The organism is Pseudohongiella spirulinae, assembly GCF_001444425.1.
Lineage (GTDB): Bacteria > Pseudomonadota > Gammaproteobacteria > Pseudomonadales > Pseudohongiellaceae > Pseudohongiella > Pseudohongiella spirulinae.
The window spans coordinates 2,975,308-2,998,334 of sequence record NZ_CP013189.1 but is presented as its reverse complement, the minus strand read 5'-3'; the positions used below and the strand labels follow the sequence as shown (position 1 = coordinate 2,998,334).

Here is a 23,027-nt window from a genome sequence, read left to right as displayed (position 1 = left end):
GCGCCATCACCCCGTCCCCCGCGCCATCACCCGTCCCCCATGCCATCACCCGTCCTGAGCGGCTTTAAATGTAGCATGCTTTGTGGCATTGTCGCCAAGAACATGGGGCTGGATATGATGTAGCAACAATAACAATAAGCGGGGGTTAGGGTGATACAGATAATGAAACCATTGATAGATAAGGACCGGCGTCGCATACGGAGCATATTGTGCCTGCTGGCGGGTGCTGCTGCCTTGACGCTGGTGGCGCAGGTGTCAGCGCAGCCTTCAGGTGGTGGTTCCGGCGCCTGTGATGACCTGGTCCCGACGCACTGCCTGTATCCATTCCCGAACAATTTTTTTACCCGTGCTGACAGCAGTTCGGCGACAGGTCTGCGAATCAATTTGCCGGCAGATGCCATGCCGGTTGCTCAGCCTGTCAGTCTGCCGGCGGACGCTCGTGCGCCGGGTGGTGTGCAGTCGCCTGGTGGCCCGGTCCAAGTGCAGGAGTGGAATCGTAATGATGGCTTTTCACCCGGTGCGATGATTCTGGCGCACCTGCCGGGCATTGATCTGCAGCAAACGGGGGCCGCGCTGATTACGGATCCGGCGCCGTCCTTGCGCGCGGATGCACCGATCCAGCTGATACACGCTGACAGTGGCGAGCGACAATTGCTGTGGGCGGAGCTGGACAGCAATGCCACCTCGGCAGACGGTCAGGCGTTGATCATTCGGCCGGCAAAGAATCTCCGTGAAGGTGAGCGTTATATTGTGGTGATCCGCAATGCCCGCGATGCAAATGGTGCGCTGCTGGCGCCTTCACCGCTGTTCAGGGCGTACCGGGACAGTACTGACACTGGCAACGCCCTGCATGAACAGCGTCGTCCTGCCATGCAATCGCTGTTTGAGACGCTGGAGAGTACAGGTATCGCCCGCGACTCGCTGACGCTGAGCTGGGATTTCACCGTGGCCAGTCAGTCCTCGCTTACCGGGCGGCTGCTGGCAATTCGTGACGATGCCTTCAACCGGCTGAATGGAGGTGCACCGCGTTTCACCATTACCGAAGTCGGGTCGATTATTCAGGGTGATATGCGCGAAGGTTTAAGCCGAGGGATAACTGGCACCTTTGACGTGCCGAATTATCTGAACCTGCCTGGCGGTGTGCCCGGATCGCGCTTTAATTACGCCAGCGATGCACCTGACGCGTTGCCGGTGGTGCTGAACGGTAATGATGTGTTTACCGCTCGATTTCGTTGTCAGGTACCGGTGAGCGCTGTCGCCGATTTTGACGACCCGGATTCGCCGGTTACACCGGCCCGGGCGGCGCTATACGGCCATGGGCTGTTCGGCGAAGGGCCGGGCGGTGAGTTCCGTGCCGGTAACGTGCGTGCCATGCAGGTGGAACACAATATCCTGTTCTGCGCCACCGATTGGTCAGGCATGTCCACCGCAGACTTTATGGCTGGTATCATGCAGCATATTCTGGCCGATATCAGCCGTTTCCCCGAACAGATTGATCGCAGCCAGCAGGGCATTCTGGCGGCCATGTATCTGGCGGAATTGCTGCGACACCCGGATGGCTTTGCATCCCATCCGGCCTTCCGCCATGGACCGGAAAATACACTGGTTTACGACCCCGCTGAGGTCTTTTACGATGGCAACAGCCAGGGTGGCATCCTGGGCGGTGCATTGATCGCCACAGCACCGAACATTCACCGAGGCGTGCTGGGCGTACCGGGCAGCAACTACAGCCTGTTGCTAAGGCGCTACGGTGACTTCAATGTCCGCTTTGGGTTCATTCTGTATGAAGCCTATCAGGATGAGCTGGATCGCTCACTGGTGTTTGCACTGATGCAAATGCTGTGGGACCGGGCAGAGAACAACGGCTATCTCAGTCACCTGGCGGGGCGACATCTGCCCAATACACCTGCCGATAAGCGCGTGCTGTTACACGTGGCCCTGGGTGACTATCAGGTGACACACTGGAGTGCCGAAATCATGGCGCGCACCATTGGCGCGGCCATTCACGAACCCACCGTGCGCCTGGGCCGGACCACCGACAGCAACCCCTACTTTGCTATTCCGGTTATTGAACAGTACCCGCATCAGGGGCATGCGCTGATGATCTGGGACTCCGGTGATGTCGACCCGTCGACCGGCCGTGGCAATCCGCTGCCGCCCACAGTCAATCGCGGGCCGGATACCTCGGTTGGTAATGATCCTCATGAATCGCCGCGCAACACGGTTGCTGCGCGACGTCAGAAGTCAGAATTCATGAAATCAGAAGGGGTCGTAGTTGACGTATGTGGTGATGGTCCCTGTCTGAGTGACGATCACACCGGTAGATGACGCTGGGGACGGAGGCGGTCTACGTCCCCAGCGCTCAGCCAAACTGGTTCATGGTGTTGTCCTTGCCGGACGCCTTCAGTGCGTTGTCTCCGGCAAAGTACTCCTTGTGGTCATCACCGATGTTGGAGCCCGCCATGTCCTGATGTTTGACGCAGGCCAGCCCGCGACGTATTTCCTGGCGCTGTACTTTCTGCACGTAGGCCAGCATGCCCTGTTCGCCGAAATACCCCTGTGCCAGGTCGTCTGTGGACAGTGCCGCAGTATGGTAGGTCGGCAGTGTGATCAGGTGGTGGAAGACACCCGCCTGCGTGGCCGCATCACGCTGGAAATTCTGAATCCGTCTGTCCGCCTCCTGGGCCAGTTCACTCTGATCGTAGCCGACATCCATCAGACGGTCGCGTTGATAGCTGCTGAGGTCACGGCCTTCCTGTTGCCAGGCGTCAAATACCTGCTGACGGAAATTCAACGTCCAGTTGAACGACGGGCTGTTGTTGTACACCAGTTTGGCTGTCGGCTCGACCTCGCGAATACGCGCGACCATGCTGGCGATCTGCTCCAGGTGCGGTTTTTCGGTTTCGATCCACAGCAGGTCAGCGCCGTGCTGCAGGGAGGTGATGCAGTCCAGCACGACACGATCTACGCCGCTGTCCGGCTTGAATCTTACCAGGCCGTTTGCCAGCCGTGTTGGTTTGATGAAGTCATCGCCACGTCGCAGCGCCATGTCGCCCGACTTGAGTTCATCAAGCGAGTTGATGACATCGCCATCAATAAAGGCATTGTACTGATCAGCCAGGTCGCCGGGTGTTTGTGACACAGGGATTTTTTGGGTCAGGCCAGCGCCCAGCGAGTCGGTTCGAGCCACAATCACGCCGTCGTCAACGCCAAGTTCCAGAAACGCGTAGCGCACCGCGTTTATCTTGGCCAGAAAGTCCTCGTGTGGCACGGTGACCTTGCCGTCCTGATGACCGCACTGCTTGGCGTCCGACACCTGGTTCTCAATCTGTATGCAGCAGGCGCCAGCCTCGATCATCTTCCGGGCCAGCAGGTAGGTCGCTTCTTCGTTACCGAAGCCGGCATCGATATCTGCAATGATGGGAACTACATGGGTTTCAAAGTTATCAATCTTGCGCAAAGCGGCTTGCTCGGCCAGCTGATCGCCGCGCTTTCTGGCCGCATCAAGCTCTTTGAACAGGTGGTTCAGCTCGCGGGCATCGGCCTGCCGCAGGAATGTGTACAGCTCCTCTATCAAGGCCGGTACAGCGGTTTTCTCGTGCATCGACTGATCGGGCAGCGGGCCAAACTCCGAGCGCAGTGCGGCAATCATCCAGCCTGACAGGTACAGATAACGCCCCTTTGTTGAGCCAAAGTGCTTCTTTATGGAGATCATTTTCTGCTGACCAATAAAACCGTGCCAGCAGCCCAGAGACTGGGTGTAATCAGTCGGGTCGCGGTCATAGGCTGCTATGTCTCGTCGCATGATACCGGCTGTGTAGCGTGCGATATCCAGGCCGGTAGCAAAGCGGTTCTGCAAGCGCATGCGTGTTATGTATTCAGGATTCAGTGAGTTCCAGGTGGCACCTTGTGATGCCAACAGGTTGGTGTTCTGTTTCATTTCTTGCTGGTAGTTCATCATGGCGTTCTCCTGAATTGCCGTTTACTTGATATCTGTCTGCTGGTTTTTGGCCAACTTGCGGTAATGGTGCAGTACGGGTTCGGTGTATCCGTTAGGCTGTTGATTGCCGTCGAATATCAGCGCGCAGGCTGCCTGAAAGGGCAGGCTGTTTTCGGGTTGCGGTGTCATGGGGCGGTAATCGGGATCGTGCTGATTTTGTTTGTCGACCAGCGCGGCCATGCGGGTCATGATGGACAGCACCTGCTCTTTGTTGCACAGTCCGTGCAGCAGCCAGTTGGCGATGTGCTGACTGGAGATGCGCAATGTGGCGCGGTCCTCCATCAGTCCGACCTGATTAAAATCCGGTACTTTAGAGCAGCCGATGCCCTGGTTAATCCAGCGCACGACATATCCCAGAATACCCTGAACATTGTTTTGCAGTTCGGCGACTATTTCTGCTTCTGACAAACGTCGACCGGCCGGCAGTAGAGGAGGTGTCAGCATATTCTCTAAACAGGACACCTGACTTTTATAAAGACTTTTCTGTCGTTCGCGTACGTTTACCTGATGATAATGCAGGGCGTGCAGGGTGGCTGCGGTTGGTGAAGGTACCCAGGCTGTGTTGGCCCCGGCCTGCGGATGCATCAATTTTTCGCGCATCATGTCTGCCATTTTATCTGGCTTTGGCCACATGCCTTTGCCGATCTGCCCCTTGCCGGGCAAACCGCAGGCCAGGCCGGTGTCTACATTGCAGTTTTCATAGGCCCGTATACAGTCGCTGCCCTTAATCTCTGCTTTGGGCAGGAACGCACCTGCTTGCATGCAGGTGTGAATTTCATCACCGGTGCGGTCCAGAAATCCTGTATTGATAAACACGACACGCTGAGCTGCTTGCGCCAGGCAGGCTTTCAGATTGACAGATGTGCGTCGTTCTTCGTCCATAATGCCCAGCTTGATGGTGTGGCGCGGAAGCCTTAGCAAGTCTTCGACGCGCTCCATCAGAGCATCGGTAAACGCTACTTCATCCGGCCCGTGAAGTTTGGGTTTGACGACGTAGATATTTCCGCATTGAGAATTGCGTCCGGCGTGAGAGCCGCGTACATCCAGCGATGCAATCAGTGCAGTCACGACTGCATCGACAATGCCCTCCGGGACCCTATTGCCCCGGGCGTCGAGCAGCAACTCCGTATCCATCAGCAGGCCCACGTTGCGCATCATCATCAGCGAACGTCCTCTTAAAGTTCGGTGCTGCCCGTCTCGCCCCGTAATGACCCGATCACAGTTCAGTGTGCGAATATGACGTGTCCCGTTCTTGTTGAAGCTGGCTGTGAGCGTGCCATGTATCAGGCCCAGCCAGTTGCGATACACCTCCAGCTTGTCTTCGGTGTCGACGGCGGCAACCGAGTCCTCTCCGTCCATGATGGTGGTCAGAGCTGACTCCACGATGACGTCCTGCACTCCAGCGATATCTTCGGCGCCGGGGCTGCGGCTACGGTCGATTCGGATTTCGACATGCAAGCCGTTGTTCTGCAGAAACACAGAGCGCAGGCTGTCGTGTCCGCCAATGAAGCCGACCCATTGTGCGGGGTTACGTAAGGTTGTGATGCGCCGCTCGCACAGTTTGACCTGCAGTTCGCCGTCTGCGACAAGGTAACGGCAAGCGTCGTGATGAGAGCCGTCCCGCAAGGGGAATGTGGCATCCAGAAAATCTTTGGCGTAGCGTATGACTGCGGCGCCGCGAACAGGGTTGTAACCTTCACCAGGCGACAGACTGCCCTGTGTGGGGATGACATCCGACCCGTAGAGTGCGTCATACAGGCTGCCCCAGCGTGCATTGGCAGCATTGATGGCGAAGCGGGCGTTCTTTATGGGTACAACCAATTGCGGGCCGGAAAGCCGGGCAATTTCCTCGTCGACCGGTTCCGGATCTATTTCTACCGAACCGGGTTCGTTCTGCAGATAGCCGATGTTGCGCAGAAAATCGACGTACTCGTCGCTATCGGCACGTTGTTCTGCAGGCAGGGTGCGCTGGGCCCGGTGCCAATTGTCGATCTGTTGTTGCAACTGAGTCCGTCGTTGCAGCAGCGCCTGATTGCGCGGTGCAAACTCAGCAACCAGGTCAGTCAGGTCGTCCCAGAATGTCGCTGCATTCAAAGTGGTCAACGGAAGAACCTCCTGTTCCAGGAAGTGTCGGAACGTCGGATCAACAAACAGCTGAGCGGTTGGTGCTTGTATCCGGCTTTTTTGTGCGGTGTTTTCCATGTCTGGTCTCCCGGCTTGCTTGGAATGCTGGGTAGTGTATAGAATGAATGCATGGAATTTCACAATCAGAATTTTACATTGTGAATTTTACAAAAATGGCTTTTTACACCGAAGAGAACTTTCTGACTTAACAGGATTCCTGCTCATGAGCCAGGCACAGACGCTGACGCGACGCTCACATTTTCTGGGAACCAAAATACGCAACCTGCGCAAGCGGCATCATCTGACCATGGAGGATCTGTCTGCACGTTGCATCAAAGTGGATGCCGAGCTCGCGCCGTCAGTGTCTTATTTATCCATGATTGAACGGGGCAAGCGCATTCCTGCGCGCGAAACACTGGCCGTGATTGCATCCGTGTTCCAGAAAGATCCGCAATGGTTCATGGATGATGCGGCTGCAGAAGCTGCGATTACGCCTGATAAAACGGGTCGAGGCGGCATCGCTGGCATGGCGTTAGAGCCGGGATTTCTGTTCAGTCAGGATATTCTGCAGATTGCTATTCCGGAAATGCTGGCGCAGACCGGCACCAGCGGCCGGCAGTTGGCACATTTGCTGATACGTGCCCACCAGGAACATAACCGTAATCACTTTCCGGATATCGAACGCGCGGCCGAAGAAGTCGGTGGCAAGCGACTGCCTTTGCATGTGGACGATATGCTGGAGATCGTGAAAAAGCAGGGTGTCAAGATCAAGTGGTTTTCTCGCATGCCGCAGGATGTGCGCGATGAAACGGGAGTGTCCTCGCTCAGTACAGTCCGTTCCTTTTTTGATCCACCCGGCACTTTGTATCTGAATGAGATTCTGAAGTCACAAACCGGACGATTAAAATACGACCTGGCACTACATATAGGACATTTTACGCTGCATAACAAGGATGGCCTGAAAAGTGTTCTGCTGGCTGGCAAAAGTCCAAGCAGCAACAGCTCGGGGCGACTCGCCAGTTCCGAGCTTGACGCCCAGGATATTCTGAACGCCTGGCGCGATTTTGAATGCAGTTTTTTTGCAGGCGCCTTGTTGTGTCCCAAGGTTCCGTTTCGGCAACTGCTGGACAGACATGGTTATGAAATAGATATTCATAAACAACTGGATGTGTCCCCATCAGTAGTTATGCGCAGAATGACTGCGGTATCTCCCTATCCGCACTGGCACTATTTTGATGCCTACGCCCCGGGCACTTTAAAAGCCGTCTACCGGGGAAACGGAATTCCGTTGCCCTGGGGAAATATGCGAAAGGTTGAGGACCCATGCCAGCACTGGGCCGTGTTCCGCCTGATCGGCGATCCGCTCAAAGGCTCCTCTGCGCAGATATCCGTGATGGATACGCGCGACGGACCCAGAATATACTGCTGTGAGTCCAAGCCGGATCAGGACATGGCTGGCAATGCACACGTACTGTGCGCCGGTATCGATCTTAACCCGGCACTCGATGCGGCCGGTCAATCCGGCACCGAAATAGCCGCCGCCCTGAAAGAAGACTGCAGCAAAAACGGCGGCAACAGCGAAATCCCCCGCCCCATCCACAAGGCACTGCTCAGCGCTGGCCGAATTCTCAACATAGCCTGGGTAGAGAGAGGCCTGAACAATCCGGCCAGATTGATCTGCTCGCGCGGCACCATGTGCCCACGCACACCTGGCTGCTATCCGGCGGTGGAATCATCCGACACACTGACAGTGATGGAGCGCATGCAGCAGGCAATCAGAGAGGAGTGCTGACGCTGGGGACGGAGGCGGTCTACGTCCCCAGTGTACTGGCAGTGATCAAGCGTCTTGGTGGTAAACGGGGTGACGGTCAATCAGGCCACGTTTATTCCTTACGGGAAATTCCGATAAAGCGCGAAGCCTGTTTGAGTCCCGAGCGGCTGAGCCGCGAGGTCGAGTTCTGCAGCGCCGGAATTTCCCGTAAGGAATGTGGCCGACCGTCACCCCGTTTACCACCAAGACGCGCAAACCAATCGATTAAATGGGGACGTAGACCGCCTCCGTCCCCAGCGTTACTCGTCCAGGAAGCTGCGCAGATGGTCAGAACGCGTCGGGTGGCGCAGTTTGCGCAGAGCCTTGGCTTCTATCTGACGGATGCGCTCACGGGTCACGTCGAACTGTTTGCCGACTTCCTCCAGCGTATGGTCAGTATTCATGTCGATGCCGAAACGCATGCGCAGTACTTTAGCTTCGCGCGCGGTCAGGCTGTTGAGCACCTCACGGGTCGCTTCACGCAGACCTTCTTCAATGGAGGAATCAACCGGTGACTCAACAGTGGAGTCCTCGATAAAATCACCCAGATGTGAGTCTTCATCGTCACCAATAGGCGTCTCCATGGAGATCGGCTCTTTGGCAATCTTCAGTACCCGACGCACCTTGTCTTCGGTCATGTCCATGCGCTCACCCAACTCTTCCGGGGTAGGCTCACGGCCTTTTTCATGCACCATCTGGCGGCTGATACGATTCAGCTTGTTGATGGTTTCGATCATGTGTACCGGGATACGGATAGTGCGTGCCTGGTCAGCAATCGAGCGGGTAATGGCCTGACGGATCCACCAGGTCGCATACGTGGAGAATTTGTAACCACGGCGGTATTCAAATTTGTCCACCGCCTTCATCAGGCCGATATTGCCTTCCTGAATCAGGTCCAGGAACTGCAGTCCGCGGTTGGTGTATTTCTTGGCAATGGAGATCACCAGACGCAGGTTAGCCTCGACCATTTCCTTTTTGGCGCGCCGTGACTTGGCTTCACCAATGGACATGCCGCGGTTGATCTCTTTGATTTCGGCGACGGTCAGTCCGCTTTCTTCTTCCATGGCCTGCAGCTTGCGCTGAGTGCGTAGTACTTCTTCGGCAACGTCCTGAAGACGCGTGGCCCACGGCTCTTTGCTCTTGGCAAACTGTTCAATCCACTTTTCATCCACTTCGCTGCCGGGGAAGGTGGTGACAAATATCTTGCGTGGCATGCCAGCATTGCGGATACATAGCGTCATAATGCCACGCTCGTGTCGACGGACACGGAAGAGCGCGACACGAGCCTGATTGACCAGGTGATCAAACAGCTTGGGGGTCAGTTTGAATGTTTTAAACAGATCGCCCAGCTTGTCCAGTTCCGCGAGGGATTTTTTGTGTCCACGGCCGTGCTTTTTGAGTGCAGCCTCAGTGGTCTGGTGTTGTTTGCTTAACTCCTCGAAACGCAGGCGGGCTTCTTCAGGATCAGGGCCCGAGGTGGTCTCTTCGTCGTCAGTCACGGCGACGGTATCATCGTCATCATCGGAGGAAGAGTTGCTGTCATCGCTTGAATCATCGCTGTCGGCGGAAGCGCTTGCGGCGGGTACTTCTTCGTCGACTTCCAGGTAGCCGGTAATGATATCGCTCAGGCGGCGCTCTTCGGAGGCGACCAGGCTGTACTCATTCAGTACATGCTCGATGGTGCCGGGGAAGCTGGCCATGGACTTCATCAGTTCGCGAAGGCCTTCTTCGATCCGCTTGGCGATGACAATCTCGCCTTCCCGGGTCAGCAGCTCAACGGTGCCCATTTCGCGCATATACATGCGCACCGGGTCGGTCGTCCGGCCAGCTTCGTTTTCAACAGCAGCCAGTGCGGCAGCGGCTTCGGCGGCGGCCAGCTCATCGGTGCCGCTTTCGCCATCGTCACCGTCGCCTAACAACAGGGCGTCGGCATCCGGTGCTGTTTCGAACACCTTGATGCCCATGTCGTTGATCATCTGGATGATGTCTTCAACCTGATCCGGGTCGGAAATGGTGTCTGGCAGGTGATCGTTGACCTCGGCATAGGTCAGATAACCCTGTTCCTTGCCTTTGGCGATGAGGGCTTTTAAGCCGGATTGAGCTGAGCTCGGGCGCGTATCAGACATAGCTTCCCATTCGGTTTGACTGGTGACGGATTAAAAATAAAAATCAGCCGGGCATTATAGCTCTGCAATAGCAATCATGCCAGACGCAAGCCCTAATTGCTGGCGTCGTTTTTAGCTGACCGTGCATGTGGTTTCAATCGTTCAAGCAGTTGTTTGTGTAAGGCCTGCTTGCGAGCCTCTTGTTGTAATGAATTGATTATAAAAGAAAATTCATGCGATCGGCCTGAGGCCGGGGTTATTTTTTCGGCTTTCAGCAATTGTGTCAGACGTTTGCCGGTCGGGGTGCCATAACAGTGCCCCAAAAGCGCATAGGTGTTTATATTGGGATGGCTGCGAGCAAATTCAAGCAAATCCAGTAACAGAAGGAGATCTGGGTCGTTCAGTTCACGCAAGGCATCAATATCGACCTCCGTGGACAGAGCCAGGTCGGGCTGATGCAGCAGAAGCTCAATAGCAGCCAGCGCGGCGGGTTTCTTCACGCGTTGCTGAGGTGCGGCCGTGCGCAAGGCTACCGCCGGCGGCAGCGGAATGTCGGGCGGTGGCGGCGCCTCTGCTTCTTCGTGACTCACGGATGTCTGGGTAGTTGGCGCGTTTTGCAGCAATTCATTGATGGTTTCGCGCTGGCTGTGAGTAATGCGGCTCAGTTCGTCGAGCATCAATTGCTGAAACAGCCCGCGTGGCAGTTGCTTGATCAATGGAATGGCCTTGCTGAACAGGCGTGCCCGGCCATCCATGCTGGTGGCGTCCAGGTCTTCTTGCAGGTGTTCAAAGAAGTAATCAGACAGCGAGCGGGCAGATGTCAGCCGGTTCAGAAATGCTTCGGCCCCTTCCTTGCGCACCAGCGTATCAGGATCTTCTCCTTCGGGCAGGAACAGGAAGCGAATCTGGCGGCCATCCTCCATGCAGCCCAGCGAGGCCTGCAGTGCGCGCCAGGCGGCTGTTCGACCGGCAGCGTCGCCGTCAAAGCAGAACACCACCTCAGGCACCATGCGAAACAGTCGGGTCAGATGGGTTGTGTTGGTAGCTGTGCCTAGCGTGGCCACGGCAAAATCAATACCGTGCTGAGCCAGCGCCACCACGTCCATGTAGCCTTCGACAATCAGGAATCGATCAGGTTTGCGGCGTGCCTGACGGGCCTCGTAAAGACCATAAAGTTCGCGGCCTTTGTGGTAGACCGGTGTTTCCGGTGAGTTCAGGTACTTGGGTTTGTCGTCACCCAGCACGCGCCCGCCAAAGGCGATCACGCGACCCCGCGCATCGCGGATCGGGAATATGATGCGGTCGCGAAAACGGTCATAGTGACTGTCAGTGTCAGATTTGCGCTTGTCGGTTTCGCGGGCAATGATCAGGCCGGCTTTCTCCTGTGTGCTACGGCTGATCTTGTAGTTTTCCAGGTGCTGCAGCAGGTTTTCCCAGCCAGGTGGCGCCAGGCCGATGCCGAAACGCTTGGCGATCTGACCGGTCAGGCCGCGTGATTTCAGATAATTGACGGCTCGCTCGCGCGACGGGTGCTGGCGCAGTTGCTGTTGATAATACAGACAGGCCTGTTCAAGTGCGGCCAGCAATTCATCGTGCTCGCCTTTGCGTTGGGTGTCACTGCCACCGCGCTGCTCCCTTGGCACATCCAGGCCGAGTTCGGCTGCCAGGCTCTCAACGGCTTCCGGAAAATCCTTGTGATCGAAATCCATCACAAAACCCAGGGCATTGCCGCCGGCGCCGCAGCCAAAGCAATAATAAAACTGCTTTTCAGGTTCGACACTGAAAGAGGGGGTTTTTTCCTGATGAAAAGGGCAGCAGGCCGAATAGTTTTTACCAGTCTTGCGCAGCTTGACCCGCTTGTCGATGACTTCAACGATGTCGACCCGGCTGAGCAGATCGTCGATGAAGTTCTGGGGAATCAGACCTGCCATGTCAGCCCCCGGAAGTCTGTCAGATGTTAGAGAGTCGGCTTTTGATCGTCTGGCTGATGGCGCCCATATCGGCGCGCCCCGCTACCTGAGGTTTAACCGCAGCCATCACCTTGCCCATATCCTGCATGCCTTTGGCATCGGTATCAGACAGTGCCTGCGTGATGATGGCGTCCAGTTCCTGTTCGCTCAGGGCGGCAGGCATAAACTCCTGCAGCACAGCGATTTCGGCCTGCTCGATGTCGGCCAGATCGGTACGGCCGGCCTCTTCGTACTGGCGCAGAGACTCCTTGCGCTGCTTGATCATTTTTTCAAGCAGTGACAACACCCGTGAATCATCTGGCTCGATGCGTTCGTCTACCTCGATCCTTTTGATCTCGGCAAGCGCCATCCGGACAGTGCCCAGGCGGGCCTTGTCTTTGGCGCGCATCGCGTCTTTCATCGCTTCAGTCAGCTGATTTTTCAACGCACTGTCGGCCATAACGGGATTCCGGTAGCAGAGTCTGGTGATTGCCTCTGGCGGTGATCAGTAGAGGCGCTTGGTTCGCTTGTTGTCGCGTGACAGCTTCTTCAGATGACGCTTGACCGCTGCAGCTGCTTTACGCTTGCGGGCAGCAGTGGGCTTTTCATAGAATTCCTTACGACGGACTTCCGCCAGAACGCCAGCTTTCTCGCATGAACGCTTGAAGCGGCGCAGAGCCACATCGAACGGCTCGTTTTCTTTCAGTTTTACCATTGGCATAGTGTGCAGACACCTTTCCATTCAATTTAAAGGGGCGCATATGTTAATGCGACTTCTCCTGAAATGCAAAAGCTAATTGCATTTACAGTGGCTCTGGCTGGCTAATCGGCGAGGGCTGCCGTATTATTCACGTCTTTTTTGATAAATCAATGAGTTTTTATGCGCGTTCTGGGTCTGGAAACCTCCTGTGACGAAACCGGCATTGCCATTTATGACAGTGAGCAGGGTCTGTTGGGCGATGCCCTTTACAGTCAGATCGAGATGCATGCCCGTTATGGCGGGGTGATTCCGGAGCTGGCGTCGCGCGATCATGTGCGCAAAACCCTGCCGATGATCCGGCAGTTGATGGCAGACAAAAACATCAGTGCCGCTTCCATCGATGGAGTGGCCTACACCGCTGGCCCTGGTCTGATCGGCGCATTACTGGTGGGTGCGGCACTGGGTCGTTCACTGGCGCTGGCCTGGAATGTCCCGGCGGTAGGGGTACATCACATGGAGGGGCACTTACTCGCCCCCATGCTCGAAGAACATCCCCCGCAGTTTCCATTTGTAGCGCTGCTGGTATCGGGCGGGCATACTCAACTGGTAGCCGTGAATGGTATTGGCGAGTACACCCTGTTGGGTGAGTCTCTGGATGATGCCGCCGGGGAAGCTTTTGACAAGGTGGCCAAGATGCTGGGCCTGTCTTATCCCGGCGGACCGAGGGTCGCCGCTCTCGCGCAACAGGGGCAGTCAGGACGATTTGAGTTTCCGCGGCCCATGGTCAACCGGCCAGGACTGGATTTCAGTTTCAGCGGTCTGAAAACTTATGTCCGCAATACACTGGCAGAGCTGGCCGCCCGGCCCGATGGCTTGACAGAACAAGACAAAGCAGATGTGGCGCTGGCCTTTGAAGAGGCCGTGGTGCAGACCCTGGTGATTAAGTGCCGCCGGGCGCTGGAGCATACTGGCCTCAAATCCCTTATTATTGCCGGTGGAGTGAGTGCCAACACCCGGCTTCGCGAAGGACTGCAGGCCATGGTTGAATCCCGGCGTGCCAGATTGTTTTATGCTCAGCCAAGGTTTTGCACTGATAACGGCGCCATGATTGCGTATGCCGGTTGCCAGCGCTTGATGGCCGGGCAGCGGGAAGGTCTGGCCATCCGGGCCAGAGCTCGCTGGCCCATGGATAAGCTGCCACCACTGAGCGCATTTAACACCCGGCTTGACCCTTCGCACGGCCTGTCCGTATTTCGCCCTGATACTGAGGCTTCCTGATGGATATTGTTTACATACGCGAGCTGGAAATTCAGACTGTGATTGGCATCTATGATTGGGAACGGAAAATTCGACAAACGGTCAGTCTCGATCTGGATATGGCGACTGATATTCGTGTGGCGGCGCAGACCGAAGATATCAACTTGACACTGGACTACAAAGCCGTCTCCAAGCGGTTGATTGCGTTTATTGAAGAAGCGGAATTCTTACTGATCGAAACCATGGCAGAGCGGGTTGCCGACATTGTGCTGAGTGAGTTTCCGGTGAACTGGTTGCGTCTGCGGTTGGGCAAACCAGGAGCGGTCACCGGTGCAAGGGATGTGGGCGTGATCATTGAGCGTGGCACACGCCCGGCGCAATTGCCGCTCTGAATCTTCGCGACTGCACGGAATCTTTTTTCATGACACAACTGACGCTGAGCCTTGGCAGTAACCAGAATGCCGACTATCACATTCGTCAGGCATTAACCGGATTGCAACGCCTTTTTGGGCCACTGACACTGTCTTCTGTGTTTGAAAGTGAGGCAGTTGGTTTCGATGGTAGTAACTTTCTCAATATGGTGGTCGCCGCTGACACCACTATGCCGTTGAAGGATATCAGTCATTCGATCAAGGCCCTGGAAGATGCCAACGGTCGCCGTCGCGATGTGCCGCGATTTTCAGCACGAACCCTGGACATTGATATTCTGACATTCGGTGATTTGCAGGGAGAACACTGTGGCATGACACTGCCGCGCCCAGAAATTACCCGTAACGCGTTTGTGCTTTGGCCGATGGCGCAAATCTGTGGCGATCGCACAGATCCGCATTCCGGAAAGACCTATCAAGGACTCTGGCAGGCCTACGATAAATCCTGTCAACGTCTTTGGCCCGTTGACTTCAGCTGGCAGGGACAGCAGATATCTGCTGCCACTGCCAGCTAAGTTATTAGACCCTTCAGTCCGGCGCGGCCTCCGCCGAGGTCGGTTCTTCAGGCGTCTGCTTTTTAACTGAGAATACATGCGGGCCAACAACGACCAGAATGGTTGCCAGGCCAGCCAGCAGGCCTGTCCATGGGTCAAACAATGCAAAGGCCATTGCGGTCAGCACCATGGCCCCACGCTCGGTGGTATCGGTCACGGTGGTCAACGCCAGGGTCGCGCAGGCAAAGCCGGTCAGCAACAGCGTCACCGCAAGCGCGATTGGTAACAGCGGTTGCAGCAGTGTGACAATCGGCAGCACGATAAACAGCACCGGAAAGCCGTACACGTAGTAAGCCGAGATGCCATCAAAGATGGAGTCCATCTTGTCACGACCGGAAGCCCAGCGCTTCAGCACGATTACCTGGATACCTGTCCACAATACCCCTTGAGTACCAAAAAACGGCGCCACAACGGCCATCGCGGCATTACGGATACCGGTGGACATGTGCAGGCGATTGCTGTTCACGTCCAGTTTTTCATCCGGGCGCATGGGCTGGGAGTTTTTGATCATCTCCTCGCCAGTCACTACATCCCCAAAAAACAGGATGTAAGTGATAAACGCCAAGGGCAGGGCGGCAAGGAACATAGACATGTCCGGCCAGCCGATCACCAGTGGTGACGCTTTATCCCACAGTGATGCAGCATGCGTCGGCACATCCAGCAAGCCGCTGCGGATGTTGAATTCCATTTCGCCGGTAAAATACCCGACGATACCTGCTACTACGAATGCAGGCAGTAGTCCCAGGCCAGCAATTTTGGCCAGCCAGGGCATCTGTGCGGCCTGGCGCTGAAAGGGCTTGGAGAAGGTCAGGAACATACACAGTGCCAGCGAGCTGACGGCTGCAATCGGGGTCAGATTGAGCGCACTGGCCGCATCATTCGGATCAAAGATACGAATAAACGCGGCCACCGCTGCGCCCAGAATGATGCCGCCTTTCAGGACATTTGGCACCCAGGCCACCAGTTTTGCTCCGAACCCCGTTATGCCCAGAATGATCAACAAGGCGGCAAAATTCAGCGACAGGGCAGTCATTAACTGAAACTGCTCTTCGGGTGAATTGCCTCCTCCCAGCACAAAGGCAAAGATGAAGGGAAGTGCCGGGGTCAGCCAGCCCGGTGCCACCGGGTCACCAAAAAATAACCAGGCACTGGCGATCAGCATGGTGTGGAACATGGCCATGGTGACGGCTTCTTCGAAGCTCAGGCCAAAGGACGCCGTCATAACGGGGACCAGTGCAAGACCGGTGGCACCGGCAACGCAAATTCCCTGCAGAAACTCAGGTAGTGCAAATCGGGCGTGAATGAAGGGAATACGAAATACGAAGGGGCCCCACTTGATACCGGGTTGGACTTCTCCCTCTCGGCGAACTGTCAGCATAATCAGAGTCTCTTGTTTGTTATAGTGTTGTAGATTCTTCGCCCCGATCTTAACCAACTGCCAGGGTCAGGGCAAAGACATTCGTCGTTAAATTGAACGTATTCAGCCTTTGCGGCATGCTGTTAAGATCAGTCATCAGTTTTTTTAGCCGGGATAGCGCTCATGGAACAAGATTCCGAGAAAAATCAACAGCACTCACCAAAGCAGCCGGCGGGTCAGCCGGGGCCGTTCGATTCGCAGACCTGGTTCTGGATGATGCTGGTTTTTATTGTGTACTACCTGTTTTTTGCAGTGTCGCAGCCAGCGCGTGAATCATTAAGCTATTCGGACTTTAAACAGGCTGTACGCCAGGGCGAAGTGTCAGAGGTCACTTTTCGTGGTGATCAGTTGCTGGGCACTTACCGGGGCAGTGATGGCAGTCAGACACGATTTATCAGCGTGCAGCCGGCCTCCGGTGATGAGCAATTGCTGCCTCTTCTGGAGCAGCAGAATGTACTGATCAGCGCTGAATCGGCGGAACAGCCGCTTTGGCTGCAGCTCTTGCTGGGATTTTTGCCCTGGCTGCTGATGATTGCTTTTTTTATCTATCTGAGCCGCATGATGCAGCGACGCATGGGTGGCAGTGGCCGCGATGGGCTGTTCGGGTTTTCGCGTTCAGGCGCCCGTCTGTTTGAGGTAACCGAGAACAGTGTCGGCTATGACGAGGTTGCTGGCGCCGATTCGGCCAAACAGGATCTGCAGGAAATCATCGATTTTCTTAAACAGCCGGAAAAATTCCGCAAAATAGGTGCGCACATGCCGCGTGGCATACTGCTGATGGGGCCACCCGGTACCGGCAAAACCTTGCTGGCCAAAGCGACAGCTCATGAGGCGGGGGTGCCTTTTTTCAGCATCAGCGGTTCCGAGTTTATCGAAATGTTTGTTGGGGTGGGGGCATCCCGGGTTCGTGACATGTTCAAAGAAGCCCGAAAACGGGCTCCAGCCCTTATTTTCATTGATGAGATCGACTCTGTGGGACGTATGCGTGGCACGGGTCTGGGCGGCGGTAACGATGAAAGAGAACAGACGCTTAATCAGGTGTTGGCTGAAATGGATGGTTTTTCGGCTCATGAAGCGGTGGTGGTGCTGGCAGCCACCAACAGACCGGATGTGCTGGACCCGGCCCTGTTAAGACCGGGTCGTTTTGATCGCAAGGTCACGCTGGAGTTGCCTCAGCAGGCCGCCCGCCTGGCCATATTAAAAGTCCATACACGCAAATTGCCACTGGCAGATGATGTGAACCTGGAAGAGATGGCTCGTATGACGGCAGGTTTCTCCGGCGCGGATCTGGCCAACCTGGCTAATGAGGCGGCACTGCTGGCGGCACGCCGTGACGCCGATGAAATTACGGCTGAGGATATGGGCAAGGCGCACGATCGGGTGGTCATGGGCAGTGAACGGCTGGATATGCTGAATCCGTCTGAGCGGCATCGCACCGCCGTGCACGAAAGTGGTCACGCATTGGTGGCCATGATGCTGCCCGATACTGACCCGGTACATAAGATGTCGATCATCCCCCGTGGTCGCGCGCTGGGGGTGACAGAGCAGTTGCCGGATGAGGATCGTCACAACTTCACAGAACCTTATGTCCTGTCAAGATTGTCAGTTTTGCTGGCAGGTCGCGGTGCCGAGCGCCTGATGCTCGGCAATATCAGCAGTGGTGCGGCCAATGATCTTGAACAGGCAACGCGCCTGGCGCGCATGATGGTGGCGCAGTGGGGCATGAGTGACAAGCTCGGGCCGGTACATTTCCATCTGGGTACTGAGCACCCGTTTTTGGGTTATGAGATGACACAGGAGCGCGATTACAGTGAGTTTACGGCCAGACGGATTGACGAGGAGGTCAGGCGTATCATCACTGAGGCTGAGCGGCGCACCGATGAGCTGCTCACGGCCAATAAAGAGGCTTTGCAGCGCCTGATTGATGGATTGCTGGCTAATGAAACGCTGGAGCGGGAAGAAATAAGCCGGTTACTGAAGGCAACCGGCTGAGAGTGTCTGATCAGGCCAGCGCCCGCCCGCCATCGACGCGAATATTCTCGCCAGTCATATAACTGCCTGATGTGGCGATAAAATAGACTGTCTCGGCAATGTCACGTTCAGTGCCCAGTTTGCCTGCGGGAATGCCAGCCAGTATTCTGGCCTGCTCTTCGGCTTGCTGCTGCGGATCGCCGTTGTGCTCTGGCCATAAGATAGCGCCGGGTGATACAGAATTAACACGCACCTCGGGTGCCAGCTCCTGCGCCAGAGAACGGGTCATGGCCATTAGTGCAGCCTTGGCCATGGTGTAGGGGGTAAAGTTCGCCATGCCGCGCTCCACATTGATATCCGTCAGATTGACGATGCTGCCCTGAGCTGTCCTCAGATTCCCGGCCAGTGCCTGACTCAGGAACAGAGGTGCACGCGCATTGCTGTTCATCAGTGCATCCCAGTGCGCCTGTGTGATACTTCCAACCGGCGTCGCGTAGAATGCGCTGGCATTGTTGACCAGCGCGTCAACGCGACCATAACAACCGACTGCATCGCAGGCCAGTGAGATGACCTGTACCGGATCGTTCAGGTCAGCCTGCAGCAACTTTGCACTATCGGCACGCTGCTGATTAAGTTGCTGCTGCAGCGCCCGCGCGTCACTTTCCGATGAGCGATAATGAATGATGACGTTGTAGCCGTTCTCATGAAACACCCTCACAATCTCGGCACCAATGCGGCGGGCCGCCCCGGTTACAAGTACCACGGGTGTTTGGGTCACTCTGTCAGTCATCAATGGCATTCTGTTTTCCTGAGTTGATCAGCTTGCGAATAGCCCGCAGGCGTGCATCCTGAAGACGCTCTCTGATCTGTTCGCCAGCCGCAGCTCCCTTGACCACCGGGTGTTGTTTGAGCAGCTCTGGAACACTGATGGCCTGGGCGACCTCAAATGCTTTGCGAAAAAGATCTGCCTGTGGATACGCTGAATCTTCGAAACCGGTTCTGCCGCGGGCATCAGCCTGGCAGGCCAGCAGAAATTTCTGCAGGCGTTGCGGACGACGAAACACGTCCAGCGCGTTCAGTGTTTTAAGCAGGGTTGACGGTTTCAGACCAAGGGCACTGTGGCAATGAGTGTGATACTGGCAGACCAGCAAAGCCAGGTCCTGGTACTCGTTAGGACTGCGCAGCCGCGTGCAGGCTTGTCTGATCAATTCGACGCCGCGCTGTTCATGGGCAATATGCCGGGGCCATTCGCTCTGTGGCGTCAGTCCCTTGCCGACATCATGCATCAGGCATGCGAAGCGAACCACCGGGTCGTCGCTCAGGCGACAGGCCTGTTGCAATGACAAAAGGGTGTGCAGTCCGGTATCAATTTCCGGATGCCATTGCGCTGGTTGAGGCACGCCAAACAGCGCGTTGACTTCGGGCAACAGAACTTTGAGTGCACCTGCTTCTCGCAGGGTCAGCACAAACGCGTCAGCATCTTTTTCCGACATGGCCGTCTGAATTTCCTGCCAGACGCGCTCTGCTGTCAATGCGGACAACTCGCCGCTGTCGGTCATTTTCGCCATTAACTGACGGGTTTCAGCCGCTATAGTGAAGCCCAGGTGTTTGAATCGTGCCATAAAGCGGGCTACCCGCAACACACGCAAGGGATCCTCACTGAAAGCCGGCGATACGTGCCGCAATTGCTTTTTGGCCAGGTCTTCAACGCCACCCCACGGATCAATCAAGGTGCCATTCTGATCCTGTGCCATGGCGTTGATGGTCAGATCGCGGCGTTGCAGATCCTGCTCCAGCGTGACATCCGGAGCGGCGTAGACGGTGAACCCTTTGTAGCCTGTACCGGACTTCCGTTCAGTACGGGCCAGGGCATATTCTTCATGAGTTTGCGGGTGCAGAAAGACCGGGAAGTCTTTGCCGACAGGCGTATAGCCAAGTTCGATCATCTGCGCTGGCGTGGCACCAACTACCACCCAGTCACGGTCGGCACCGTCCAGGCCCAGTAATGTGTCACGCACGGCACCGCCAACAAGGTAGATTTTCATGCGCTGCAGTCTATCAGACGCTGAACAGTTTGTGATCGTCCAGGCGCATCATGGTCAGTTCCCGTCCCCAGACACAGCCGGTATCCAGTGCGTAGACATGCGGCTTGCTGGTGACACCCTGCAGGGCGGCCCAGTGGCCGAACAGAATATTGGTCTGTGGGGTCAGTTGCTCATACTCGAACCAGGGCCGGAAACCTTCGGGTGCCTTACTGGCACCTTCCTTCATCTCAAAATCCATTTTTCCTTTGGCGTTACAGAAGCGCAGGCGGGTCAGATAGTTGGTGATCAGGCGCAGGCGCCGATAACCGGTGACTTCATCGCGCCAACGGGCCGGTTTGTTGCCGTACATTTTGCTCAGAAACTTGCGGAAATCGGGGCCCTGTAAGGTCAGTTCAACTTCGGCGGCCAGGTTAAGCGTTTTCTGCAGGGTCCATTGGGGCGCAACACCGGCATGCACCATCAAATAATGCTGAATGCCTTTCGATGTTTGCAGGCAGTCGTAGTGCACCAGTGGTTTGTGACGCAGCCAGTCGGCCAGATCACCACAGTCCGGCGCAGTCAGCAGTGCATCGAGCGTATGTCGCCCGATGCTGTCCGGCGCGCAGTCATAATACAGTGCCAGAAAGTGCAGGTCGTGATTGCCCAGCACGATTTCCGTGGCATCGTCGATATCGCGCAGGTAACGCAGGGTATCCAGCGACTTTGGTCCCCGGTTAATCAGATCGCCCACGCACCAGAGTGCATCCCTGCCAGGTTGAAAATCAACGCTTTTGAGGAGTTTTCGCAGCGGCTTGTAGCAGCCCTGTATGTCGCCTATGACGTAAGTGGACATCTATTCCTGAGTATTCTTTCGGGCTTCATAAAACGCATTGCTGAGTCCTGTATAGTCGGCCAGGCTCAGATTCTCGGGTCGCAGGCTCAGGTCGACTGGTAACTCTGTAGCGCCTGTTTCCTTAATCAGGGGTTTTAGCACATTACGCAAAGTTTTGCGGCGCTGTGAGAAAGCATCACGTACAACCCGCTGAAACAGCGCCTCATCCCTGGCAACATGTATTCGATCCCGCAGGGGCCGTAATCTGACTATCGCTGATGTGACTTTCGGTGCAGGCCGAAAGGCGCCGGGTGGCACATCAAACAGATGATCAACCTGGCAATGGTACTGAGCCATAATGCCCAGTCGGCCGTATTGAGGGTCGCCGCTGACTGCTGCCAGGCGCTGCACAACTTCCAGTTGCAGCATGAATAACATGTCGTCAATCAGAGGCGCATAACTGAGCAGATGAAAAATACAGGGCGTGGAAATATTGTATGGCAGGTTGCCGACAATTCGCAGGCTGCGGGGTTCTTCAGACAGAGTGCTGAGGTCGAATTTCAACACATCGCTTTGGTGTAGCCGGAAATTGCTGGCACTGGCAAAGTGGCTGCTCAGCCAGGCTGCCAGGTCACGATCCAGTTCGATAGCATCGACACGGGCACCACTTTCGACCAGAGGTGTTGTCAGTGCGGCCTGGCCTGGGCCGATTTCAACGATATGCTGACCTGCGGCGGGGTTGATGGCGCTGACAATGCGCTGAATGATGTTGGCGTCATGCAAAAAGTTCTGGCCAAAGCGCTTGCGTGCACGATGTTCGGTGGTGATTGATCCGGATGCACTGCTCATTTGCAGGAAACCTCAGCACGCGATTGTTGAGCCTTTACCATTTCACAGGCGGTATTGATCGCGGTGCGCAGGCTACCGTCATCAGCCTGGCCGCTGCCGGCCAGGTCCAGCGCGGTGCCGTGGTCCACTGATGTTCGGATGATGGGTAGCCCCAGGGTGATATTGCTGGCACGGCCGAAACCTTTGTACTTCAGCACCGGTAGTCCCTGATCATGGTACATGGCCAGCACGGCATCGGCGGTGTCCAGATACTTTGGTGTGAACAGGGTGTCGGCAGGCAGTGGTCCGCTCAGACGCATGCCTCGCTGTCGCAGATTGTGCAGCACAGGTTCGATGACGTCGATTTCTTCGCGCCCCAGGTGGCCACCTTCGCCCGCATGTGGATTCAGACCGCAGACCAGAATGTGTGGATCGGCAATATTGAACTTGATTTGCAGATCATGATGCAGAATCTCAATAATGCGGGTCAGACGCGCAGGAGTGATGGCTGCAGCGACATCTTTTAATGGCAGGTGAGTGGTTACCAGCGCGACTCGCAGGCCGTCGGTAGCCAGCATCATGACCGTTAACTCTGATTGGCAGAACTCGGCCAGAAACTCCGTATGGCCGGAAAAGGCAGTGCCTGCATCGTTGATGATGCCCTTGTGAACCGGTGCTGTCACCATGGCATGTGCCTGACCATTCAGACAGCATTGGGCGGCGGTTTGCAGGGTCTGCAGCACGTAGTCGGCATTGGCGGTATTCAGCTTGCCCGGCTCTTCACGCTGCGCCATGTTGACTGGCAGCACATTCAGCGTGCCACTGCGCGCCAGCGCGCCGTGGCCGGGACGCCAGTGATTCAATGTGACAGGCCGGGCAAGCCGGGCCGAGCGGGATTGCAGCAACAATGGGTCTGCGACGGCAATTAATTCCAGATCAGCCGGCAGGCGATCCGGCTGCTGCATGATGCTGATCACCAGATCAGGCCCGATGCCGGCCGGCTCGCCCGGCGTGATGAGCAGTCTCAA

The 23,027-nt window shown here is 56.1% G+C and carries 18 protein-coding genes; 6 read left to right on the top strand and 12 right to left on the bottom strand.

Features of this window, described 5'->3' with window-relative positions; genetic code table 11:
- The first annotated feature begins 162 nt into the window (after window positions 1-162).
- The gene (locus PS2015_RS13820) at window positions 163-2,328 is read left to right on the top strand and encodes a hypothetical protein (protein WP_156412752.1); all 2,166 of its coding nucleotides are present in this window, start codon (window positions 163-165) and stop codon (window positions 2,326-2,328) included.
- Between the two features lie 34 nt (window positions 2,329-2,362).
- On the opposite strand, the gene PS2015_RS13815 is transcribed toward PS2015_RS13820, so the two are convergent.
- Complete coding sequence (locus PS2015_RS13815; RefSeq protein ID WP_058022776.1) at window positions 2,363-3,961, bottom strand: isocitrate lyase; 1,599 nt, start codon at window positions 3,959-3,961, stop codon at window positions 2,363-2,365.
- Window positions 3,962-3,982: 21 nt separating this feature from the next.
- Complete coding sequence (locus tag PS2015_RS13810; RefSeq protein ID WP_058022775.1) at window positions 3,983-6,202, bottom strand: malate synthase G; 2,220 nt, start codon at window positions 6,200-6,202, stop codon at window positions 3,983-3,985.
- A gap of 145 nt (window positions 6,203-6,347) precedes the next feature.
- Between PS2015_RS13810 and PS2015_RS13805 the strand changes: the two genes are divergently transcribed.
- Window positions 6,348-7,916: a DUF3612 domain-containing protein gene (locus tag PS2015_RS13805; protein ID WP_058022774.1), complete on the top strand. Its 1,569-nt coding sequence runs from the start codon at window positions 6,348-6,350 to the stop codon at window positions 7,914-7,916.
- 278 nt (window positions 7,917-8,194) lie between these two features.
- Here the strand turns inward: PS2015_RS13805 and rpoD are convergent, their stop codons facing one another.
- The 4 genes from rpoD to rpsU form a co-directional block, all read right to left on the bottom strand.
- Entirely contained in the window at window positions 8,195-10,060 is a 1,866-nt protein-coding gene (rpoD, locus tag PS2015_RS13800; protein ID WP_058022773.1) for an RNA polymerase sigma factor RpoD, read from the bottom strand.
- Window positions 10,061-10,152: 92 nt separating this feature from the next.
- Complete coding sequence (gene dnaG / locus PS2015_RS13795) at window positions 10,153-11,970, bottom strand: DNA primase (protein WP_058022772.1); 1,818 nt, start codon at window positions 11,968-11,970, stop codon at window positions 10,153-10,155.
- A gap of 19 nt (window positions 11,971-11,989) precedes the next feature.
- Window positions 11,990-12,448: a GatB/YqeY domain-containing protein gene (locus tag PS2015_RS13790; RefSeq protein WP_058022771.1), complete on the bottom strand. Its 459-nt coding sequence runs from the start codon at window positions 12,446-12,448 to the stop codon at window positions 11,990-11,992.
- A gap of 45 nt (window positions 12,449-12,493) precedes the next feature.
- Entirely contained in the window at window positions 12,494-12,709 is a 216-nt protein-coding gene (rpsU, locus tag PS2015_RS13785; RefSeq protein WP_058023391.1) for a 30S ribosomal protein S21, read from the bottom strand.
- Between the two features lie 159 nt (window positions 12,710-12,868).
- Here rpsU and tsaD point away from each other — a divergent pair, with 159 nt between their 5' ends.
- Genes tsaD through folK form a run of 3 tightly spaced genes read left to right on the top strand, consistent with a single transcriptional unit; the run spans window position 12,869 to window position 14,888 of the window.
- Entirely contained in the window at window positions 12,869-13,966 is a 1,098-nt protein-coding gene (gene tsaD, locus PS2015_RS13780; protein WP_082628146.1) for a tRNA (adenosine(37)-N6)-threonylcarbamoyltransferase complex transferase subunit TsaD, read from the top strand.
- Window positions 13,966-14,337: a dihydroneopterin aldolase gene (gene folB, locus PS2015_RS13775; protein ID WP_058022770.1), complete on the top strand. Its 372-nt coding sequence runs from the start codon at window positions 13,966-13,968 to the stop codon at window positions 14,335-14,337. The genes tsaD and folB overlap by 1 nt, the downstream gene beginning before the upstream one ends.
- 29 nt (window positions 14,338-14,366) lie before the next feature.
- A complete protein-coding gene (gene folK, locus PS2015_RS13770; protein WP_058022769.1) occupies window positions 14,367-14,888 on the top strand; it encodes a 2-amino-4-hydroxy-6-hydroxymethyldihydropteridine diphosphokinase in 522 nt (173 codons plus the stop codon).
- 13 nt (window positions 14,889-14,901) lie between these two features.
- On the opposite strand, the gene PS2015_RS13765 is transcribed toward folK, so the two are convergent.
- Entirely contained in the window at window positions 14,902-16,305 is a 1,404-nt protein-coding gene (locus PS2015_RS13765; RefSeq protein ID WP_156412751.1) for a xanthine permease, read from the bottom strand.
- A gap of 162 nt (window positions 16,306-16,467) precedes the next feature.
- On the opposite strand from PS2015_RS13765, the gene ftsH reads away from it, so the two are divergent.
- Window positions 16,468-18,336 carry an ATP-dependent zinc metalloprotease FtsH gene (gene ftsH, locus PS2015_RS13760; protein ID WP_058022768.1) on the top strand — a complete coding sequence of 623 codons (1,869 nt, stop codon included), beginning with the start codon at window positions 16,468-16,470 and terminating at the stop codon, window positions 18,334-18,336.
- 10 nt (window positions 18,337-18,346) lie between these two features.
- Here the strand turns inward: ftsH and PS2015_RS13755 are convergent, their stop codons facing one another.
- The 5 genes from PS2015_RS13755 to pdxA are packed head-to-tail and all read right to left on the bottom strand — an operon-like array spanning window position 18,347 to window position 23,027.
- Window positions 18,347-19,114: a pteridine reductase gene (locus tag PS2015_RS13755; RefSeq protein WP_237113335.1), complete on the bottom strand. Its 768-nt coding sequence runs from the start codon at window positions 19,112-19,114 to the stop codon at window positions 18,347-18,349.
- Window positions 19,098-20,360: a multifunctional CCA addition/repair protein gene (locus tag PS2015_RS13750; protein WP_058022767.1), complete on the bottom strand. Its 1,263-nt coding sequence runs from the start codon at window positions 20,358-20,360 to the stop codon at window positions 19,098-19,100. The genes PS2015_RS13755 and PS2015_RS13750 overlap by 17 nt, the downstream gene beginning before the upstream one ends.
- A gap of 13 nt (window positions 20,361-20,373) precedes the next feature.
- Window positions 20,374-21,192 (bottom strand): symmetrical bis(5'-nucleosyl)-tetraphosphatase, encoded by an 819-nt coding sequence (locus tag PS2015_RS13745; RefSeq protein WP_058022766.1) that lies wholly within the window; start codon window positions 21,190-21,192, stop codon window positions 20,374-20,376.
- Complete coding sequence (gene rsmA, locus PS2015_RS13740) at window positions 21,193-22,020, bottom strand: 16S rRNA (adenine(1518)-N(6)/adenine(1519)-N(6))-dimethyltransferase RsmA (protein ID WP_058022765.1); 828 nt, start codon at window positions 22,018-22,020, stop codon at window positions 21,193-21,195.
- Complete coding sequence (gene pdxA / locus PS2015_RS13735; RefSeq protein WP_335338241.1) at window positions 22,017-23,027, bottom strand: 4-hydroxythreonine-4-phosphate dehydrogenase PdxA; 1,011 nt, start codon at window positions 23,025-23,027, stop codon at window positions 22,017-22,019. The genes rsmA and pdxA overlap by 4 nt, the downstream gene beginning before the upstream one ends.

Bases quoted from the DNA above. Each gene is read 5' to 3' on its own strand.
- PS2015_RS13820 (WP_156412752.1), top strand. From the start codon at position 163: ATGAAACCATTGATAGATAAGGACCGGCGTCGCATACGGAGCATATTG.
- PS2015_RS13815 (WP_058022776.1), bottom strand. From the start codon at position 3,961: ATGATGAACTACCAGCAAGAAATGAAACAGAACACCAACCTGTTGGCA.
- PS2015_RS13810 (WP_058022775.1), bottom strand. From the start codon at position 6,202: ATGGAAAACACCGCACAAAAAAGCCGGATACAAGCACCAACCGCTCAG.
- PS2015_RS13805 (WP_058022774.1), top strand. From the start codon at position 6,348: ATGAGCCAGGCACAGACGCTGACGCGACGCTCACATTTTCTGGGAACC.
- rpoD (WP_058022773.1), bottom strand. From the start codon at position 10,060: ATGTCTGATACGCGCCCGAGCTCAGCTCAATCCGGCTTAAAAGCCCTC.
- dnaG (WP_058022772.1), bottom strand. From the start codon at position 11,970: ATGGCAGGTCTGATTCCCCAGAACTTCATCGACGATCTGCTCAGCCGG.
- PS2015_RS13790 (WP_058022771.1), bottom strand. From the start codon at position 12,448: ATGGCCGACAGTGCGTTGAAAAATCAGCTGACTGAAGCGATGAAAGAC.
- rpsU (WP_058023391.1), bottom strand. From the start codon at position 12,709: ATGCCAATGGTAAAACTGAAAGAAAACGAGCCGTTCGATGTGGCTCTG.
- tsaD (WP_082628146.1), top strand. From the start codon at position 12,869: ATGCGCGTTCTGGGTCTGGAAACCTCCTGTGACGAAACCGGCATTGCC.
- folB (WP_058022770.1), top strand. From the start codon at position 13,966: ATGGATATTGTTTACATACGCGAGCTGGAAATTCAGACTGTGATTGGC.
- folK (WP_058022769.1), top strand. From the start codon at position 14,367: ATGACACAACTGACGCTGAGCCTTGGCAGTAACCAGAATGCCGACTAT.
- PS2015_RS13765 (WP_156412751.1), bottom strand. From the start codon at position 16,305: ATGCTGACAGTTCGCCGAGAGGGAGAAGTCCAACCCGGTATCAAGTGG.
- ftsH (WP_058022768.1), top strand. From the start codon at position 16,468: ATGGAACAAGATTCCGAGAAAAATCAACAGCACTCACCAAAGCAGCCG.
- PS2015_RS13755 (WP_237113335.1), bottom strand. From the start codon at position 19,114: ATGCCATTGATGACTGACAGAGTGACCCAAACACCCGTGGTACTTGTA.
- PS2015_RS13750 (WP_058022767.1), bottom strand. From the start codon at position 20,360: ATGAAAATCTACCTTGTTGGCGGTGCCGTGCGTGACACATTACTGGGC.
- PS2015_RS13745 (WP_058022766.1), bottom strand. From the start codon at position 21,192: ATGTCCACTTACGTCATAGGCGACATACAGGGCTGCTACAAGCCGCTG.
- rsmA (WP_058022765.1), bottom strand. From the start codon at position 22,020: ATGAGCAGTGCATCCGGATCAATCACCACCGAACATCGTGCACGCAAG.